Source organism: Streptomyces sp. NPDC058697 (assembly GCF_042715345.1).
In the GTDB taxonomy this organism is placed as follows: domain Bacteria; phylum Actinomycetota; class Actinomycetes; order Streptomycetales; family Streptomycetaceae; genus Streptomyces; species Streptomyces liliifuscus.
This window is the reverse complement of the sequence record NZ_JBHXSU010000021.1, coordinates 41,955-59,753: the sequence shown is the minus strand read 5'-3', so window position 1 is coordinate 59,753 and position 17,799 is coordinate 41,955. Positions and strand designations below refer to the sequence as shown.

Annotated in this window: 15 protein-coding genes and 1 riboswitch; of the genes, 8 read left to right on the top strand and 7 right to left on the bottom strand. The window is 70.0% G+C overall.

What is annotated here, in order from left to right:
* Positions 1-12 precede the first annotated feature (12 nt).
* Both ACFWXQ_RS35580 and ACFWXQ_RS35575 read left to right on the top strand, forming a co-directional pair.
* Positions 13-1,275, top strand: a complete 1,263-nt coding sequence (locus ACFWXQ_RS35580; protein WP_383935826.1) for an FAD-dependent oxidoreductase — start codon at positions 13-15, stop codon at positions 1,273-1,275.
* Between the two features lie 311 nt (positions 1,276-1,586).
* Entirely contained in the window at positions 1,587-2,402 is an 816-nt protein-coding gene (locus ACFWXQ_RS35575) for an HAD family hydrolase (RefSeq protein WP_383935825.1), read from the top strand.
* Positions 2,403-2,580: 178 nt separating this feature from the next.
* On the opposite strand, the gene ACFWXQ_RS35570 is transcribed toward ACFWXQ_RS35575, so the two are convergent.
* From ACFWXQ_RS35570 to ACFWXQ_RS35555, 4 genes are all read right to left on the bottom strand, one after another.
* Positions 2,581-3,333 (bottom strand): transglycosylase SLT domain-containing protein, encoded by a 753-nt coding sequence (locus ACFWXQ_RS35570; RefSeq protein WP_383935823.1) that lies wholly within the window; start codon positions 3,331-3,333, stop codon positions 2,581-2,583.
* 5 nt (positions 3,334-3,338) lie between these two features.
* Positions 3,339-3,501: riboswitch (cyclic di-AMP (ydaO/yuaA leader) on the bottom strand.
* Positions 3,502-3,860: 359 nt separating this feature from the next.
* Positions 3,861-4,781 carry a DUF5959 family protein gene (locus ACFWXQ_RS35565; RefSeq protein WP_383935821.1) on the bottom strand — a complete coding sequence of 307 codons (921 nt, stop codon included), beginning with the start codon at positions 4,779-4,781 and terminating at the stop codon, positions 3,861-3,863.
* An 88-nt stretch (positions 4,782-4,869) separates the two neighbouring features.
* Positions 4,870-6,864, bottom strand: coding sequence for a CocE/NonD family hydrolase (locus tag ACFWXQ_RS35560; RefSeq protein WP_383935819.1), 1,995 nt, complete (start codon positions 6,862-6,864; stop codon positions 4,870-4,872).
* Positions 6,865-6,892: 28 nt separating this feature from the next.
* The gene (locus ACFWXQ_RS35555; protein WP_383935817.1) at positions 6,893-8,422 is read right to left on the bottom strand and encodes a peptide MFS transporter; all 1,530 of its coding nucleotides are present in this window, start codon (positions 8,420-8,422) and stop codon (positions 6,893-6,895) included.
* Positions 8,423-8,767: 345 nt separating this feature from the next.
* Here ACFWXQ_RS35555 and ACFWXQ_RS35550 point away from each other — a divergent pair, with 345 nt between their 5' ends.
* From ACFWXQ_RS35550 to ACFWXQ_RS35530, 5 genes are all read left to right on the top strand, one after another.
* On the top strand, positions 8,768-9,778 hold the full coding sequence (locus ACFWXQ_RS35550) for a polyprenyl synthetase family protein (RefSeq protein ID WP_200397676.1): 1,011 nt from the start codon (positions 8,768-8,770) through the stop codon (positions 9,776-9,778).
* 172 nt (positions 9,779-9,950) lie between these two features.
* Positions 9,951-10,994, top strand: a complete 1,044-nt coding sequence (locus ACFWXQ_RS35545; RefSeq protein WP_383935816.1) for a CHRD domain-containing protein — start codon at positions 9,951-9,953, stop codon at positions 10,992-10,994.
* Positions 10,995-11,383: 389 nt separating this feature from the next.
* Positions 11,384-12,598: an outer membrane lipoprotein carrier protein LolA gene (locus ACFWXQ_RS35540; RefSeq protein ID WP_383935814.1), complete on the top strand. Its 1,215-nt coding sequence runs from the start codon at positions 11,384-11,386 to the stop codon at positions 12,596-12,598.
* Positions 12,599-12,647: 49 nt separating this feature from the next.
* Entirely contained in the window at positions 12,648-13,715 is a 1,068-nt protein-coding gene (locus tag ACFWXQ_RS35535) for an ABC transporter ATP-binding protein (RefSeq protein WP_383935812.1), read from the top strand.
* Positions 13,702-14,610, top strand: a complete 909-nt coding sequence (locus ACFWXQ_RS35530; protein WP_383935811.1) for an ABC transporter permease — start codon at positions 13,702-13,704, stop codon at positions 14,608-14,610. Before ACFWXQ_RS35535 ends, ACFWXQ_RS35530 begins: the two co-directional genes overlap by 14 nt.
* Before the next feature lie 46 nt (positions 14,611-14,656).
* Here ACFWXQ_RS35530 and ACFWXQ_RS35525 read toward each other — a convergent pair whose 3' ends face one another.
* The 3 genes from ACFWXQ_RS35525 to ACFWXQ_RS35515 all read right to left on the bottom strand — a co-directional run bounded on the left by ACFWXQ_RS35525 (position 14,657) and on the right by ACFWXQ_RS35515 (position 17,105).
* A complete protein-coding gene (locus tag ACFWXQ_RS35525; RefSeq protein WP_383935808.1) occupies positions 14,657-15,238 on the bottom strand; it encodes a flavodoxin family protein in 582 nt (193 codons plus the stop codon).
* A gap of 102 nt (positions 15,239-15,340) precedes the next feature.
* Positions 15,341-16,282: a M28 family metallopeptidase gene (locus tag ACFWXQ_RS35520; RefSeq protein WP_362073651.1), complete on the bottom strand. Its 942-nt coding sequence runs from the start codon at positions 16,280-16,282 to the stop codon at positions 15,341-15,343.
* Positions 16,283-16,616: 334 nt separating this feature from the next.
* The gene (locus ACFWXQ_RS35515; RefSeq protein WP_383935806.1) at positions 16,617-17,105 is read right to left on the bottom strand and encodes a VOC family protein; all 489 of its coding nucleotides are present in this window, start codon (positions 17,103-17,105) and stop codon (positions 16,617-16,619) included.
* Between the two features lie 52 nt (positions 17,106-17,157).
* Between ACFWXQ_RS35515 and ACFWXQ_RS35510 the strand changes: the two genes are divergently transcribed.
* A complete protein-coding gene (locus ACFWXQ_RS35510) occupies positions 17,158-17,739 on the top strand; it encodes a CGNR zinc finger domain-containing protein (protein WP_383935964.1) in 582 nt (193 codons plus the stop codon).
* Positions 17,740-17,799 lie beyond the last annotated feature (60 nt).

Below are 17,799 nucleotides of genomic sequence, written 5' to 3'. Positions count from 1 at the left end.
GGAGGGGACTTCGTGATGGAGCCGGTGGCAGTGATCGGTGCCGGGCCCTTCGGCCTGTCCACCGCCGCGCATCTGCGAGCGCGCGGCATTCCGGTACGGGTGTTCGGTGAGCCCATGGTGAGCTGGCGCGCTCACATGCCTGAGGGGATGCTTCTGAAGTCGACCCCGGCCGCCTCGAACATCGACGCCCCGCAGCGCGGGCACGACCTCGTCGACTACTGCGACGCGGCCGGCATCCGCCGACTCGTCACGGACGAGGACATCGTCCCGGTCGAGACGTTCGTCGCCTACGGGGAGTGGTTCCGGCAGAAGCTCGTGCCGGACCTGGAGCGGGTGCGGGTCGTCTCGGTCGACCGGCGCGGCGGTCAGGGGGACGCCGGGCGGAGCGGTCAACGGAGTGGCCCAGGGGACGGTCGGCGCGACTCGGGGGGCTTTGAACTCAAGCTGGACTCCGGGGAGTTGTTCACCGCGCGGGCGGTCGTCGTCGCGACCGGGCTGTCCGGGCTGGCGCATCTGCCGCCCGAGCTGGCCGCGGCCGCACCCGACGGACCGAGCCCCACGGGGCCCGTCTCGCACAGCTCGCAGCTCCACGACCTGTCCCGGTTCTCCGGCAAGGAGCTGATCGTCGTGGGCGCGGGCCAGTCCGCCCTGGAGACGGCGGCGCTCGCGGCGGAGGCCGGCGCGCAGGTGCGCGTGGTGGCGCGCGGCAAGGGATCGGTCGCCTTCGGAGCGCCCCCCTGGGCGCAGCCGCGGCTGCGCCCCGAGTCGCCCTTCGGCCGGGCCTGGTCGCTGTGGGCACTCAGCTACTACCCCCACCCGTACCGCCATCTGCCGCCGCAGGCCCGGCACTTCCTCGTCCGCCGTGTGCTGGGCCCTCTCGGCGCCTGGTGGCTGCGGGAGCGGTTCGAGGGGAAGGTGCGGGTGAGCGAGGTGTCGCGGATCGTCCGCTCCGGATCGGCGGGCGGCCACCCGTCCCTCACCGTCCAGAACCTCGACGGGCGCGTCGAGGAACTCTCCGCGGACCACGTCGTTGCCGCGACCGGATACCGCGTCGACCTCGCCGCGATGGACTTCCTCGGGCACGAACTGCGTACGGAGCTGGCGGTGAGCCGGGGGACACCGAAGCTGGGCGCCGGGTTCCGGTCCTCCGTACCCGGGCTGTACTTCACGGGGCTGCCGGCGGCGGCTTCGTACGGGCCCGTGATGCGGTTCGTGTGCGGGACGGAGTTCGCCTCACCGCGGCTGGTCCGGCATCTGGTGGGGGCGCGCGGCTGAACGGAACCTCCGCTTCGTGCGCGTACGCATCAATGCGCCGCCGAAGCCGTGGGGCGGCGTGAAGTTCGGGCGCGAGCCGCGACTACGGGACGGGGTCGGGTACAGGGATGCGGGACCCGGGGACGAGCGTCGGGCCTGTTGACCGGGGGCGGGGGAGCAGGCGGGGCATGGGCAACTGCTCTTCCTCGACTGCGAATTGCCTTCCGGCGGCCGACGGATGGTGTCCCCGAGGACCCCTGTGCCTGACGAGATACCGGACGACGTCCGGTTCCCGTCGAGTCGTTGGGGCGTTCGATCCGTATTCTCTGATCATGGCCGCACCGATCGCATATTCACTCATCGCCACTGACCTGGACGGGACGTTGTTGCGAGGCGACGACACCCTTTCGGACCGGTCACGCGCCGCGCTGGCGATGGCAATCGGGAGAGGTGCCAGGCACCTCGTGGTGACGGGGCGCCCGGCACCACGCGTACGCCCCCTGCTGGACGAACTGGGCAGCCAGGGACTGGCGGTGTGCGGTCAGGGGGCGCAGCTGTACGACGCCGGCGCCGAGCGCATGGTGTGGTCGGTCACCCTCGACCGCGAGCTGGCCGAGACGGCGCTCGGCAAGATCGAGGCGGAGGTCGGGGACGTGTACGCCGCGGTCGACCAGGACGGGGTCGACGGACTCACGCTCATCGAGCCGGGGTACGAGATGCCGCACCCGACGCTCCCCGCGGTACGTGTCCTGCGCCGCGACGACCTCTGGACGGAACCCATCAGCAAGGTGCTGCTGCGCCATCCCCTGCTGTCCGACGACGAGTTGGCGTCCGCGGCCCGCGGAGCGGTCGGTTCCCTCGCCACGGTCACGATGTCGGGCCCCGGCACAGTCGAACTCCAGCCATGTGGCGTGACCAAGGCGACGGGGCTCGCCCTGGCGGCCGAACACCTCGGCCTCACCCCCGCCACAACGATCGCCTTCGGTGACATGCCCAACGACATCCCGATGTTCGACTGGGCGGCCCACGGCGTCGCGATGGCCAACGCCCACCCCGAACTCCAGGCGGTGGCCGACGAGGTGACCCTGTCGAACGAGGACGACGGGATCGCGGTGGTGCTGGAGCGGCTCTTCGGGCCGCGGCCCTAGTTCCGCGTCGCCGAGAAGGCGCGGCACCGGGCGGGCCCGCGGAGAGGTCGGTTCCCCTCGTCGCGGGCCCGCCCGGTACAGGTTCGCCCGGTACGGGTTCGCGGTACCGGTCCGCCCGGTACCGGTCCGCCCGGTACCAGTCCGCCCGGTACCGGCGGCCTGTTCGCTGCCGGCCCGCTCAGTAGGCCCCGAAGACGTTGTCGATCGAGCCGTACCTCGCGGCGGCGTAGTTGCACGCCGCCGTGATGTTGGCGACCGGGTCGAAGGGGTCCATCGAGGTGCCGGCCACGTGGTAGGCGTTGAAGGTCGGGTCGATGGTCTGGAGGAGCCCCTTCGACGGCGTACCGGCCGCGGCGTTGGAGTCCCAGTTGTTCATGGCCTGCGGGTTGCCCGACGACTCGCGCATGACATTGCGGTAGATGCCGTCGTACGACCCCGGGATTCCCTGCTGGGCCATGATGTCCAGCGACTCCTTGATCCAGCCGTCGAGGTCGTTCGTGTACGTCTTCGCGGCGGCGGGAGTGGCAGCGGACGCGGTGGTCGCCTTGGAGGCAGTTGCCGTCTTTGCTGCGGTTTGGGTGTTTTTCGTGCCGACCGTCAGCTTGAGGCCCGGGCGGATGACCGCCGGGTCGTTGCCGATGACCGCGCGGTTGGCCTTGTACAGCTTCTGCCAGCCGCCACTCGTGGAGTGCTTCTTGGCGATCTTGGTCAGGGTGTCGCCCGCGGCCACCTTGTACGTGACGAGCGAGACTTGCGGGACCGCGGCCGGTGCGACCTTGGGGGCCTGCACGGCCTGCGTCGGCTGTGCGGCGTGGGCGCCGGTCGCCCCCACGATGGGGAGCGCGAGCGCGGCTCCGCCGGTTCCCGCGGCGACGATGCCACGGGCGAGGGTGGTCATTCTGGGACGGCGGTGCTTGCCTCGTGCGGCCATGGCGCGTTTCCTCTCCGGCGCCTGCGAGGTGAGCTGTCGGGTTCGGGCGGGAGCTGCCCGGCCGCATGCTGCACGCGGCTTCACCCCGAGCCGTTCCGGAATCCGGACCGGCGGCCTACCTGGGTCCCCCGCTCCTGCCGTACGCGAGTGAATGGGTGGTTGGGATCTCCGGGCGGCGGCAGGATTAGGCGGTCCATCCGGAGTGACGTGAACGTATGCGAGAGCACATGCCGTGAACAAGCCCAGAATTCACATCGCGAGGCCATTTGCCTGTTCGGGACGGATGGGAATTCTTGATCCATTCGGAAGGTGAAGTTCAACTTGCTTTGAGCAAAGGTGAATCGACTGGCTCGGCAAATTGGCGGCCCCGGGCGGACGTGACCCAATTCACTGGCGCAGGTGGGGAATTAAGTGCGTCCCGTGCGTAATATGGGCAAGTCGGGCGGAGTCGGGATGTCCGCCCGGTCGGCATAAGGGACTACTTGTCCGGAAACGTTCTCGCCGCTCTTCGAGGATCCGCGGAGAGTTCAGTCTTCCGGGTTCCAGAGGGTCAGTACGTCACGCAGTTTCTCCAGATGGCTGTCGATCCAGTTCCCGGGAAGATCGACGGGGACGCACACGGTGGCCATGGAAATCGTGACGTCCTCCACGATCACCTCGGGGCAATCCCGTTCTCCTGTGAGCCGAATGGAAATCGACGGGCCTCGCTCCACCGTCATCCACGCGATGTCCTCGCCGCGGTGCAATGCGGCGTCCAGGGCGTGCCCCCAGGTTTCAAGTCGGCGGCGCCACAGAGAGAGTTCGAGCCGGCCGCGGACGAAGGGCGTCTCCACGACGATCTCGGCCGCGAGACCTGCCACCATGCGCGGGTGGCGGCCGAGGACCGTGATCCTGACCGAATTGCCCTCCTCGTCGGCGAGGAGCGCGAGGTCCGTCGGGCCGGTGCGGTGGTCGGCAGGAAGGTCGGCGTCGCAGAGGGCGCAGACGAAGTGGGCGTCCTGTACGGAGTTCCACTCGGCGCAGGACGGGCAGCGGCGGTAGGTGATCGGGTGGGTGTAGCCGCCGGGGTGGTCGTCGGCGCGGTCGATGCCCGTGCGGGTGAGGGCCGCCGCGAGCGACCGCCACGACTCGGGGTCGGGGCAGTAGCCGGTGGACTGGTTGCTCGCGTACGCGACCGCCCAGCCGGACGAGGTCCGCGCGAAGCCCAACTCCCCTGCGGCGCGCACCGGTTTCCCGTCCGCGCAGGCCACGTGTTCGGAGCGGCGCGGAGCCAGGCGCAGGGTCATGGAGGCGTCGACGACGAAGGTGAACGGCTCGGCGAGCTCGTCGGCGGGGCGGGCGGACAGAAACGCGTCGAGCTCGTCCGGGGTCCGGATCCGGGCGCCGCCTCCGCCGGGCCGTACGGCCTTCCTTATGTCTTCGGGGCCCACATAGGCATACGTGGTCATGGGGTGCCTACACACGTGCTTGCGGTCGTGGGGGCGCCCATACGCGTTCGCCCATACGCGTTCGCCGTCATACGGGGAGCGTACGAGTTCACCCCGCGGTCCGCGGAATCCTTTTCTCCCAGGTGCGGTGGAACACGACCTCGTCACCGTCCTTGCAGATCACCTCGTTCGAGGTGATGAAGTCGGCCTCGTCGCAGGTGGTTTCGGAGTGTGCCTCGACGCTCGCATCCCACGGAAGGTCCGGTCGGTGCAGCCGGACGAACCAGTCCGAGCGGGCGCGCGCCGACAGCGGGTCCGACTCGACGATCGTGTACGTGTCCAGGGCCTCCTCGGTGAATTCGAGGCCGTCGGGATACACCCGGGTGCCTCCGTACCGCGGGTCCACCTCCAGGCGCCACTCGCCCTTGGCGACATCGCGGACGACAAGGCGCTCGGGGCGCGGCTCGTCCAGTGTCGCGGGGAAGTTGACCCCCATGGGCTCCGCCTGCTCCGGCTCCTCGAAGGAGATGGACGGGTCCGACTGCTGTGCGCGGAGCGGGAGTTCCAGCACGCTGGCCGAAGGGGTGAGGGTGAAGCCCGCCTCCGAACCCGGCTGGGGCCAGATCCACGGCCAGTACGCGGAGGAGACGGCGAGCCGGACGCGATGGCCCGGAGGGAAGGCGTGGCCGATGGCGTTCAGGTCGAGAACCACATCCTCCGTAGAGCCCGGTTTCCAGGGGACCACCTGGTCACGGCCATGACGGGCTGACAGGTTCAGGACGCCTCGGGTGACGAGGGTCGAGGAGCTGTCGGGGGCCACGTCGCAGATTCGTGCCACTACTTGTCCTCGCGTCGCCTCCGTGGTGAGCCTCAGGCGCACGCGCGGGCGGCCCAGTACCCAGATCTCCTCCGGGACCTCGAAGTCGAAGCACGCCGACCTTCCGTCCTCGTCCCGCTGGTCGGGCGGCAGGTCCGCGTCGTTGCCGAAGGGGAAGAAACGGCCGGCGTCGACCCCCGTGTGCTGGGGGGACCGCACCACCACGGGCTCGCCCCTGAGGGCGTACGTGACCGGGGCCACCAGGGGAGAGGGCCAGGCCGGATCGCCGACCCAGCGGCCCGGCAGCGTCGGGTACACCGTGGCGGGCGGGTGGGAGTCGCTGACGTACGAGCGCAGGAGCGGCTCGGACATGATCCCGGTCTCCGTGCCCTTGAGCCAGTGGTCCCACCAGCGCAGCGTCTCCTGGAGGAAGCCGATCGCCGGGCCGGGCGGCAGCCCCCGGTCGGGGTACTGGTGCGACCACGGCCCGACGATCCCCCGTACGCGGTCCGCCGGGAGGTGTTCCACCAGGCGCAGGACCGTGTCCCGGTACGGGTCGTGCCAGCCGCCGACCGCGAGCACCGCCGCCCGGACCGCCGGGTAGTCCTCGCACACGCTGCCCCGGCGCCAGTGGTCGTCCCTCGTCTGGTGCGCCAGCCAGGTGTGCAGGAACGGATCGACGGTCTCCAGCCGTTTGACCCACAGGTCGCGCCAGACCTCGCCCGCGTACACCGGATCCGGCGGGCGGGAGACGAACGCGAGCATGGTCGCCGCCCACGCGTGCATGTCGACGGCGAGCACGGAACCACCCATGTAGTGCACGTCGTTGTCATAGCGGTCGTCCGTCGAGCAGACCGTGACGACCGCCTTGAGCGGCTCGGGCGCGAGGGCCGCGATCTGGAGGGAGTTGAAACCGCCCCAGGAGATGCCGAACATGCCGACCTTTCCGGAGCACCAGGGCTGGGCGGCGAGCCAGTTGACGACCTCGACCCCGTCGGCCAGCTCCGTCGCCGAGTACTCGTCGCCGGGCATGCCCTCGGAGTTGCCGTGCCCCCGGATGTCCACGCGTACGGAGGCATAGCCGTGCCCCGCGTACCAGGGGTGGCGCTGCCAGTCGCGCGGGGCCGTCCAGTCGGTCAGGCGGTAGGGCAGGTATTCGAGCAGGGCCGGTACGGGTTCGTCGGTGAGCGGGCGCCACACGCGCGCGTAGAGCTTGGTTCCGTCCGGGAGGGGAACGCGGAGGTCCTCGTGAGTCGTCTCGTAGGGGAAGGACGTACGGATGCGCATGGCGGTGACCTCCAGGGCCTGTGGGGTCTCAGTGGACCGGGTGCATCGTGCGGCGCAGCCAGGGCGCGGCGGCGATCACGAGCAGGCCCGCGGCGACCGCGATCGCGCCGTTGACGCCGAAGTAGGCGGGCTTGGAGACGTCGTCGTAGAGCTTCACGGTCTGGGCCTGGATGCCGTTGGCGAGGGCCAGCGAGAGGAACCAGAGGGACATCGTCTGGCTGGCGAAGGCCCGCGGGGCGAGCTTGGTGGTGGCCGACATGCCGGAGGTCTCCAGGAGGATGTCGCCGAGCCCCAGCAGCAGGTACGAGCCGACGATCCACCAGGCCGACATCAGGTAGTCGTCGTTGTCGTGGCCCGAGGTCGGCAGCACCATCAGGAGGAAGGACAGGCCTCCGAGCACGACCCCGAACGCGATCTTGTTGGAGGCGTGCGGCTGGCTGTGCCCCATCCGCACCCACAGCGCGGCCACGACCGGGGCGAGCGCCACCTCGAAGGCGCCCAGGGCGGACGCGTACCAGCCGGCGGGGAAGTCGAAGCCGAGGATCGTCGTCTCTGCGTTCGACGCGGCCAGCAGGATCATCGTCGAGTACGCCTGGAAGAGGATGAAGTTGAAGACCGTCGAGGACAGGAACAGCACGATGTACGGGCGCAGCCGGCCCCGTTCCTCGGGGGTCACCCGGGGACTCCTGAACATCACCGCGAAGTAGACCACCGGCGCGATCACCGAGATCAGGGTCAGCAGGTCCACGAAGCGGCCCATGGTCAGCCATCCGGCGGCGGCCAGCAGGACCGCGAGGGCGGCCACGGCCAGGAGGCCGAGGACGATCAGCCGGACGGCCCTGCGCATGGACGCCGGCGGCAGCGCGAACTCGGCCGCGTTCCTGCGCCCGGCCAGGTGACGGCGGCCCGCGACGTACTGGATCAGACCGAAGGTCATACCGACCGCGGCCGCCGAGAAGCCCCAGTGCCAGCCCTGGTGGTCGCCGAGCCAGCCGGTGATCAGCGGGCCCGCGAAGGCGCCGATGTTGATCGCCATGTAGTACACGGCGAAACCGGCGTCGCGGCGGTCGTCGTCCGTGCGGTAGAGCTTGCCGACCATGGTGGCGACGTTCGGCTTCAGCAGGCCCGTGCCCGCGCTGATCAGGCCGAGCCCCGCCCAGGTCATGGCCGCGGTGGGCACCGCCATCGCGTAGTGGCCGCAGGCGATCAGGACACCGCCCCACAGGACCGCCCGGTACGAGCCGAGGATGCGGTCGGCCAGCCAGCCGCCGGCCACCGAGACCAGATAGACCAGCGTCCCGTACGCGGCCGAGACGGACGCGGCCGTTCCGGCGGACATGCCCATGCCGCCGTGCGCCACCGTGTCCGCGAAGTACAGGACGAGGATCGCCTGCATCCCCAGGAACGAGAACCGCTCCCAGACCTCCAGGCCCGAGAGGGTGAGCAGGCCCCGGGGCTGACCGAGGAAGGCATGGTCGTCGGCGGGGTCCGAGGGCGGGCCACCGGGCCCCGGATCGGGCTCCGGATCAGGGTCGGATTCGATCGTGTCGCGGGACAAGAAGCATCACTTCCTGAAAAATGGCTCGCTTTCAGGACGTACCGCATGTGTCGCCTGTACCGGATGTATCAGTTGTATCGGCAGATCAAGAACATACCTTCCGTGATCGGATACCGCCCGGCTGGGAGCGGGGGGCAAAAGGGGGCAGGTGGAGCGTGTCAGGCAGGGTGGCGGCAGGTGACGGGCGGGCGCTCACTGCGATCGAAACGCGACCGGATACGCTGACTTGAGTGCCAGCAGCGACACATCGACAAACACCCACAACATCCGCAGCACCGGCAGCACCCGGAACACTCAGAGCATCCAGAGACCGCCGCTGAGAGCGTCAGCAGACAGGAGACCCTCGTGACCGTCGTCGGGCCGTTCGGGCTGAGCGTGCGGGACCAGGCTCTCGAAGCCGATGTCCAGGCCGGATTGGCGGCTGTCGAGGAGGGACTGCTCGAGGCCACCAAGAGCGAGGTCCCGTTCATCACGGAGGCCGCGCAGCACCTCGTGCGCGCCGGCGGCAAGCGGTTCCGGCCGCTGCTCGTGACGCTCGCCGCACAGTTCGGCGACCCGTACGCGCCGGGTGTCGTGCCCTCGGCCGTGGTCGTCGAGCTGACCCACCTCGCCACGCTGTACCACGACGACGTGATGGACGAGGCGGACGTGCGCCGCGGAGTGCCCAGCGCCAACAGCCGCTGGGGCAACTCGGTGGCGGTCCTCACCGGCGACTTCCTCTTCGCGCGGGCCTCTCACATACTGGCCGACCTCGGCCCCGAGGCCGTACGCATCCAGGCGGAGGCGTTCGAGAGGCTGGTCACCGGCCAGATCCTGGAAACGGCGGGGCCGCGCGACGGGCGCGACCCGATCGACCACTACATGGACGTGCTCAGCGGCAAGACCGGCTCGCTGATCGCCGTGGCGGGACGGTTCGGCGCGATGATGTCGGGCGCCGACGAGACGGTCGTCGACGTGCTGACGCAGTACGGCGAGCGGCTCGGCGTCGCCTTCCAGCTCGCCGACGACGTGCTGGACATCGCCAGTGACTCGCGCGAGTCCGGCAAGACGCCGGGCACCGACCTGCGCGAGGGCATCCCGACGATGCCCGTGCTGCGACTGCGCGAGCGCGTGGAGCGGCTGGGGCTCGCCGAGGACATCGCGCTGTCGGAACTGCTCGCCTCGGACCTGTCCGACGACGCGCGGCACGCCGAGGCGCTGGCCAGGCTGCGGGTGCACCCCGCCCTGGACCAGGCCCGCCGCGACACCGTGCGATACGCGGAGGACGCCCGCGCCACGCTGGCGCCACTCCCGGAGTGCGACGCGAAGGCGGCACTGGTGGAGCTGTGCGACGCGGTGGTCCACCGGGCGGGCTGACCTGCGCGTCTCTCCGTTTTTCCAAGATCCCTTCGGGCGTTTCGCCAAGATCTTCGCTATGTGTGACGCAGGTCACAGACCTGGAACGAGTCCAATTTCGGATCCGGTCCGTAGTCCCCCATAGAAGCTGACGCAGGGGGCGTCAGCGGAACTACGGGGAGAAAAAAGAATCATGGGGACAATCGTTACGTTCGCGCAGCGTCGTAAGAAGCTCGTCATGACCGGCGTCGCGGTGGCCACCGCGGCCGGAGTCGCCGCCGCCGTCATCCCGGCGGTCGCCGACAGCGGGAGCTCCGGCAAGGGTGCCAGTGCCAGTGCCAGTGCGAGCGCGAGCCCGGGTCACTCGGGGCACGGGGACAAGTCCATCGAGGTGCAGAGCGGCGCTCTCGCCGGCGGCAGCGGCGGCACCATCCTCGCCGCGAGCCTGAACGGCGCCAACGAGGTGCCGGTGCAGGGCGGCCCCGCCGTCGGTGACAAGGACGGCGCGGCGCTCCAGTTCGTCAAGGTCAAGGGCGACAAGGTGTCCGTCGCCGTCAAGTGGCGCGGCACCGGCAAGCCGACCCTGCTCCACATCCACCAGGGCGCCAAGGGGGTCAACGGCGGTATCAAGGTCGACTTCACCAAGCTGCTGGACAACGCCAAGGGTCGCACGGTCACCGGCACGGTCAAGGTCAAGGACACCGCCTTGCTCGGGCAGTTGAAGGCCGACCCGGGCAGCTTCTACGCCAATCTGCACACCGCCGAGTTCCCGGGCGGAGCCGTCCGCGGCCAGTTCCACAAGGTCACGACGAACTTCGACTTCCGGCACGCGCTGAACAACTTCCAGGCGTCCGTCATCAAGGGCAAGCAGATCTACGAGTGCAAGAAGGCGGCCGACGGCACCACGTCCTTCGCCCAGCGTGACGTGGCCGCCGTGCTCGGCGGTCCCATCGCCCACTCGTTCGTGAAGCCCAACTCGGGTACTCCGCAGTGGATCGCGGCCGATCGCAGCGCCGTCACCGGCGCGCTGATCTCCAAGACCGCGAACGGCGACAAGAACATCCCCGAACTGGACCTCAGGGCCACGCAGTCCGGCAAGCACCGGGGGCTGCTCGCGGGCACCGCGGAGATCCTGCGGCTGAACACCGTGGGCGGAGTGGCTCCGGCCGGGTCCTGCAAGGTGGGCAAGATCGTGGGAGTTCCGTACGGGGCGGACTACGTGTTCGTGAACCGGTGAACAGCCCGCTGACCACCGGCTGATCCGCCGGATCGGGAGGCCAGCCACCCGGATCGGGAGGCCGTCCACCCAGGTCGGGAGGCCGTCCACCCGGGATCGGAAAGTGATCCACCCGGGATCAGGCAGTGATCCACCCGGATCTGACCGGGTTTCATCCGGCTCCGGCGAGATACACGGACGGCGTCTTCCCCGCACGACCCCTACGGGTCGGGGGAGGCGCCGTCCACCCATGTCATACCGCAGGTGTACACGGAGTTGGCTCCGAGGTCTGACGCTTTCCGCCGGCCGTTTTGGTCAGATTGGACACACCACTTCACAGGAGTTCGGGTGACAATGGCGGCCAGGGGTGGACGAGTGCATCAGCCGCCGACAACGGAGGTAGGGCACACATGGCACCGTACGAATCCGACGACAACACGAACGAGGACCTGCGCACCGGCCGACGCAAAGCCGCTCGGTACGTCGTCCCCGTCGCGGTGCTGGGGGTGGCGGCGGCGACCATCGGGCTCGTCCCGGCGTTCGCCGGCTCCGGTGACCCGGACCTGCCGGACATCACCGCCCAGCAGCTCATCGAGAAGATCGCGGCGTCGGACGTACAGCAGCTGTCCGGCACGGTGAAGATCAGCACGGACCTCGGCCTGCCGAACCTCGGCGGCCTGGAGAACAGCCTCGGCGGCGGAATGGGCTCAGGCGGCGACGACTCGGGTTCCTCCGCGGACCCGTCGTCCAAGCTGCTCGAACTGGCCTCCGGCACACACACGTTGCGGGTCGCGTCCGACGGCGAGGACAAGCAGAAGCTCTCACTGCTCGACAAGGCCGCCGAGTACAGCGTGATCCACAACGGCGACGAGGTGTGGGCGTACGACAGCGCTTCGAACGAGGCGTACCACGTGAAGGACTCCTCCGGCGCCGCCGAGAAGGAGAAGAAGGGCAAGTCCGAGGACGTGCCGGCCACGCCCAAGGAGCTCGCCGACGAGGCACTGAAGGCGGCCGACGACACCACATCCGTGACGGTCGACGGCACGGTGCAGGTCGCGGGCCGTGACGCCTACAAGCTGCTGATCAAGCCCAAGGCGTCCGGCTCGACGGTCGGCGCCATCTCCATCGCGGTGGACTCGAAGACCGGTCTGCCCCTGAAGTTCACGCTGACCCCGGCGAGCGGCGGCGCGGCCGTCATCGACGCGGGCTTCACCAAGGTCGACTTCTCCAAGCCGGCCGCGTCCACCTTCGACTTCAGCCCGCCCAAGGGCACGAAGGTCACCGAGGGCGACGAGGCGAAGTCCGGGGGCCCGGCGGACCGGGCGCAGCCCAAGGGCGGCGAGGACCTGGACAAGGAGTTCCAGGGCCTGAACGTCATCGGTGAGGGCTGGAGCTCGATAGCCCAGTTCGACACCGGCGGCGAGGGCCTGCCGTCGGAGGCCTCCGGCGCGGGTGACGCGGGCCGCTTCCTCGACTCGCTGGGCGACCAGGTGACCGGCAAGTTCGGCTCGGGCACGGTCTTCTCGACCCGCCTGGTCAACGCGCTCATCACGGACGACGGCAAGGTCTACGCGGGCGCGGTCACCAAGGACGCGCTGGTGAAGGCGGCCAACGCGGCGAAGTAGCGCACGCGGTCCCGGAGCCCCTTGTGGGAAAGGCGAAGTGAGGGAGTCGATGGCGGAACTGTCCACCGCGGACGGGAACATGGCAGGTGAGCGCGGCACGGCCGACGCGGGCGACACCGCGGAGGCCGGTGACCCGGCGAAGGCCGGTGACACGCCGGCGGACGCGGCAGCGACCGCGGACACGGGTGACACCGTGATCGCCACCCGCGCCCTCACCAAGCGCTACCGCGGCGGACAGCTCGCCGTCGACGGCCTCGATCTGGCCGTCCCGGCGGGCAGCGTCTTCGGCTTCCTCGGGCCGAACGGCTCCGGCAAGACGACCACCATCAGAATGCTGATGGGCCTGATCGAGCCGACATCCGGCACGGCGCGCGTGCTGGGGCAGCCCATGCCGCGCGCCACGAGCACCGTGCTGCCGCACGTCGGAGCGCTCATCGAGGGACCGGCTCTCTACGGCTTCCTCTCCGGCCGCGACAACCTCCTGCGCTACGACTCGGCCGACCCGACCGCCGACCCACGCACCCGGCGTACGCGCGTCGCGGCAGCGCTCGACCGCGTCGGTCTGATGGCGGCCGCGGGCAAGAAGGCGAAGGCGTACTCGCTGGGGATGAAGCAGCGGCTGGGGCTCGCGGCCGCGCTGCTGCAGCCCCGCCGGCTGCTCGTGCTGGACGAGCCGACCAATGGGCTCGACCCGCAGGGGATGCGGGAAATCCGTTCCCTGGTGAGGGAGCTGGCGTCGGACGGCTCCACCGTCTTCCTCTCCTCGCATCTGCTGGACGAGATCGAGCAGGTGTGCACACACGTGGCGGTGATGGCCCAGGGACGGCTGATCACCCAGGGGCCGGTGGCCGACCTGGCCGCGGGCGCGCGCGGCCGGCTCGTGGTGACGACACCGGATCCGGGTGACGCGGCCCGGGTGCTGAAGGAACAGGGTGTGAGTGATGTCGTGGTCGCCGAGGACCGGGTGACCGCCGAGCCACCGGACCGCGAGCTCGCCGAGGTGAACGCGGCGCTGGTGACGGCGGGCGTCCGCGTCCGGGGCTTCGGGATCGAGCGGGCCTCGCTGGAGGACGCGTTCGTGGCGCTCACGGGGGAGGGATTCGATGTCGCGGGCTGAGCTGACCGAGCCGTCGGCCCCGGCCGCGAAGACCGCGGCCGGGGTACGGACGCCGACCCCGCTGTGGACCCTCGGCCTGCTGCGCAACGAGCTGGGCACCACACTCCGGCGGTGGCGGACGATCGCGCTGCTCGGCGTGCTGGCCGCGGTGCCGGTGCTGGTCGGGATCGCGGTGAAGATCGAGACGAGCGACGGATCGTCGGCCGGAGGCGGCGGAGGCGAGGGGCCCGCCTTCATCGCGCAGATCACCAACAACGGACTGTTCCTGGTCTTCACCGCACTCGCCGCCACACTGCCGTTCTTCCTGCCGATGGCGGTCGGAGTCGTCGCGGGCGACGCGATAGCGGGCGAGGCCAACGCGGGGACACTGCGCTATCTGCTGGTCGCCCCGGCGGGCCGGACCCGCCTGCTGATCACCAAGTACGCGACCACGCTGGCCTTCTGCGTCATCGCGACCCTCGTGGTGGCGACCTCGGCGCTCATCGTGGGCGCGCTCCTGTTCCCACTGGGCGAGCTGACGACGATCTCCGGCACGCGGATCAGTTTCGGCGAGGGGCTCGGGCGGGCGCTGCTGATCGCGCTGGCCGTCGCCGCGTCACTGATCGGGATCGCGGCCCTCGGCCTGTTCGTCTCGACCCTGACGAACAGCGGGATCGCGGCGATGGCGACGACCGTCGGCCTGCTCATCACCGTGCAGATCCTGGACCAGATCCCCCAGCTCCACGCGATACAGCCGTACTTCTTCTCGCACTACTGGCTGTCCTTCGCCGACCTCATGCGCGACCCGGTCTACTGGGACGACCTGATACGCAACCTGCAGCTCCAGGGGCTGTACGCGGCGGTGTTCGGCGCGGCCGCGTGGGCGCGGTTCACGGCGAAGGACATCACCGCGTAGGGCACACCGCCGCCCCTGGGACGGGGACCTGCTGCCGACGGGGGCCTCAGCCGTCGTACGGGAAGCGGGCGAGCGGGGGCTCCTGCGCGAAGAACGTCTTGGCGCGGGTCAGGGCGGCGGAGTCGGTCAGGACGTCACCGGGCTTGCTGCCGTTGCCGAGGAGTACGCCGCCGAACCGCATCCCCATGTACGCGGCCGAGTGATTGAGCGTGCCGATCAGCGGGTCGGCGACCTCTTCCTCCTCGTGCGCGAGTGCGGTGACGCCCCACAGCGTGCGTCCGGCCATCGTCTTCTTGAAGTCGAGCCCCGGGGTGCGCAGCCAGCCCGACCAGTGGTCCAGGTAGCGCTTGGTGTGCGCGGACAGGGAGTACCAGTACAGCGGGGAGGCGATGACGAGGTCCGTCGCCGCGAGCGTGGCGTCGAGCAACAGGGCCGTGTTGTCGCCGGACGGCCGGACATGGTCGCTGTCGTGGCGCAGGTCCTCGAAGTCGGGCACCGGATGCTCGGTGAGACTCAGCCAGCGCTGTGTGACGTCGGCCGGCAGCTGTTCCGCGGCCTTGCGGGCCAGCAGCTCGGTGTTGCCGCTGTCGCGGGCGCTGCCCAGGAGGAACAGGAAGTGGCGGGTCATGAGCGGCTCCGTCATGGAAGGCGTACGACGACTGCATGCGTACGCAGTATATGCACACGCATGCAGTCGTCGGCTACCCCGAGCCTTGGGGAGCAGGTCCGGCTACTCCGAGAGCTCCCAGACCGCGTACGCCAGTGCGTCGCTGTTCCGGTTCAGGGCGGTGTCGTTGATGTTCGACGTCGTGTCGCACGAGGAGTGGTAGCAGCGGTCGAACGACTGGCCCGCCGTGCCGCCCCACTTGGCGGCCTGGGCCGCGGACTTCGTGTTGCTGGCGCCGGTGAAGAGGCCGCCGACGGGGATGCCCGCGCTCTTGAAGGGGGCGTGGTCCGAGCGGCCGTCGCCCTCGGTCTCGATCTCGGTGGCGACGCCGAGACCCGCGTAGAAGTCCTTGAAGGTCTTCTCGATGGCCGGGTCGTCGTCGTAGACGAAGTAGCCGGGGTTCGGCGACCCGATCATGTCGAAGTTGAGGTAGCCGCTGATCTTGGCGCGGTTGGCGGTGGAGAGGCTGTTGACGTAGTAGCGCGAGCCGACCAGGCCCAGCTCCTCCGCTCCCCACCAGGCGAACCGCAGATGCTTCGTGGGCTGGTACTGGGCGCGGGACACGGCGAGCGCGGCTTCCAGTACGGCCGCCGAGCCCGAGCCGTTGTCGTTGATGCCGGCCCCCGTGGTGACGCTGTCGAGGTGGGAGCCCGCCATGACGACCTGGTTGGCGTCGCCGCCGGGCCAGTCGGCGATCAGGTTGTAGCCGACGCGGCCGGAGGCGGTGAACTGCTGGATGGTCGTGGTGAACCCGGCCGCGTCCAGCTTGGCCTTCACGTAGTCGAGGGACGCCTTGTAGCCGGTGCGTCCGTGGGCGCGGTTGCCGCCGTTGGCGGTGGCGATGGACTGCAGTTGGGTGAGATGGGCCTTGACGTTGGCGACGGGTATGTCCGGTGCGGCGGCCACGCGCGCGGGCGCGGCGTCGGCTATCGCGCTCGTCGTGAGGAGTGCGGCGACGGCTATGACCGCGGCACCCGTGACACGTCCGGGAACAGAGAGCTTCATGTGGGGGGCTCCGAATTCCATGTGGGAATGGGTGCCTGATGGTGAAGCTGAGGCTGACGTTCCGTCAAGAGCGCAATCCGGTCAGGGGTGTTCGCATACCGGATCCCTGGAGTTCACCTGATCGCGGCCGCTCGTGACGCTCGGGGTGCGTCATGGAGGGGTGGCCGTTCCCTGGTGCCGCGCACGGGTGGATGCGCCGGGCGGGCACCCCTGATTGCCGCGTACGCGGATACCCCGGTCAACGTGGGTCCCGTGTGAGCCCCGAGTGGCTCCCGCATGAGTCCCGCGTGGGCCCTGAGTGAGTCCCGCATGGGTCCCGCCCGGGCCCCGCCTGTCAGTGCACGCAGAATTCGTTGCCCTCCGGATCCGCCATCACCACCCACTCGCCGCCCTGCTCCTTCACCTCCCGGAGCACCGCCGCCCCCAGCCCGGTGAGCCGTGCGATCTCCGCCTCCCGCTGCCTGTCCCCGGTGTGCACGTCGATGTGCAGCCGGTTCTTCACCGTCTTCGGCTCCGGCACGCGCTGGAAGAGCAGCCGTCGTCCGAGTCCGGTCCCGCTGTCCTGGTCGTACGGATCGTCGGGGTGGCGTACGGCCGCGAGGTCCCGCCAGGCCCGGCGGCCGTGCGACTCGACGGTGACCTCGGGCGGTACGGCCCCGAAGCCGAGCAGACGCTCGACCAGGACGCTGTGGTCCTCGACCAGGTAGTCGAGGGTGGCGGCCCAGAAGTCGGCCTGGGCGTGTGGATCGGCGGCGTCGATGACGAGCTTCCAGTGCAGGGGCGCCGGTGCCGAGGAGGGGGTCTGGGGCTGGGTCTCTGTCATGGTAACCAGTTATAGTGGTTACGTGAGTGAGCGTGCAATGAAATCGCCCGGGATGACTCTCGTGTCGTACGGGGGGAAGACGTTCCGCTTCGATCCCGGGGCGCTGTGCATGGAGCTCGTGACGACGGGCGGGCCGGGGGAGTTCGCGCGGTACGAGGCGCTGCACGAGCCCGCGGATCTGGTGCGCTGGGTGGAGCGCAGCCGTTTGCCCGGCGGGCTCGAAGTGACGGTCACGGAAGGGGAGTTGGCGCAAACGCGAGCCTTGCGCGACGCGGTCTTCCTGCTGGCCGTGGACCGGGCCCATGGGCGGCCTCTCCAGGCCCGTCACCTCGACGTCGTCAACGCCGCCGCGGCCGGGGCGCCGCTTGCCGCCCGGGTCGAGGCGGACGGGGCGCGCGGGTGGGCGCCGGGGGCCACGGGGGCGCGGTTGCTGGCCACCGTTGCGCGTGACGCGGTGGAGCTGTTCACCGGGCCGTATGCGGATCGGATCCGGGAGTGCGGGTCCCACAACTGTGCGTTGCTCTTCGTCGACACGTCGCGGCCCGGGCGGAGGCGCTGGTGTGCCATGGAGCACTGCGGCAACCGCCAGAAGGCGCGCGCACATCGGGCCCGCCGGGCGGAAGAGGACGACTGAGGCTTTCTTTCGCCCCCGCCGCCCCTACCCATTCCCGTCCCTGACTCAGGGGCTACGCCC

Excerpts from the sequence above, each read along its gene's own strand:
- ACFWXQ_RS35575 (WP_383935825.1), top strand. The coding sequence starts at position 1,587 with ATGGCCGCACCGATCGCATATTCACTCATCGCCACTGACCTGGACGGG.
- ACFWXQ_RS35570 (WP_383935823.1), bottom strand. The coding sequence starts at position 3,333 with ATGGCCGCACGAGGCAAGCACCGCCGTCCCAGAATGACCACCCTCGCC.
- ACFWXQ_RS35565 (WP_383935821.1), bottom strand. The coding sequence starts at position 4,781 with ATGACCACGTATGCCTATGTGGGCCCCGAAGACATAAGGAAGGCCGTA.
- ACFWXQ_RS35560 (WP_383935819.1), bottom strand. The coding sequence starts at position 6,864 with ATGCGCATCCGTACGTCCTTCCCCTACGAGACGACTCACGAGGACCTC.
- ACFWXQ_RS35545 (WP_383935816.1), top strand. The coding sequence starts at position 9,951 with ATGGGGACAATCGTTACGTTCGCGCAGCGTCGTAAGAAGCTCGTCATG.
- ACFWXQ_RS35540 (WP_383935814.1), top strand. The coding sequence starts at position 11,384 with ATGGCACCGTACGAATCCGACGACAACACGAACGAGGACCTGCGCACC.
- ACFWXQ_RS35535 (WP_383935812.1), top strand. The coding sequence starts at position 12,648 with ATGGCGGAACTGTCCACCGCGGACGGGAACATGGCAGGTGAGCGCGGC.
- ACFWXQ_RS35530 (WP_383935811.1), top strand. The coding sequence starts at position 13,702 with ATGTCGCGGGCTGAGCTGACCGAGCCGTCGGCCCCGGCCGCGAAGACC.
- ACFWXQ_RS35525 (WP_383935808.1), bottom strand. The coding sequence starts at position 15,238 with ATGACCCGCCACTTCCTGTTCCTCCTGGGCAGCGCCCGCGACAGCGGC.
- ACFWXQ_RS35520 (WP_362073651.1), bottom strand. The coding sequence starts at position 16,282 with ATGAAGCTCTCTGTTCCCGGACGTGTCACGGGTGCCGCGGTCATAGCC.
- ACFWXQ_RS35515 (WP_383935806.1), bottom strand. The coding sequence starts at position 17,105 with ATGACAGAGACCCAGCCCCAGACCCCCTCCTCGGCACCGGCGCCCCTG.
- ACFWXQ_RS35510 (WP_383935964.1), top strand. The coding sequence starts at position 17,158 with ATGACTCTCGTGTCGTACGGGGGGAAGACGTTCCGCTTCGATCCCGGG.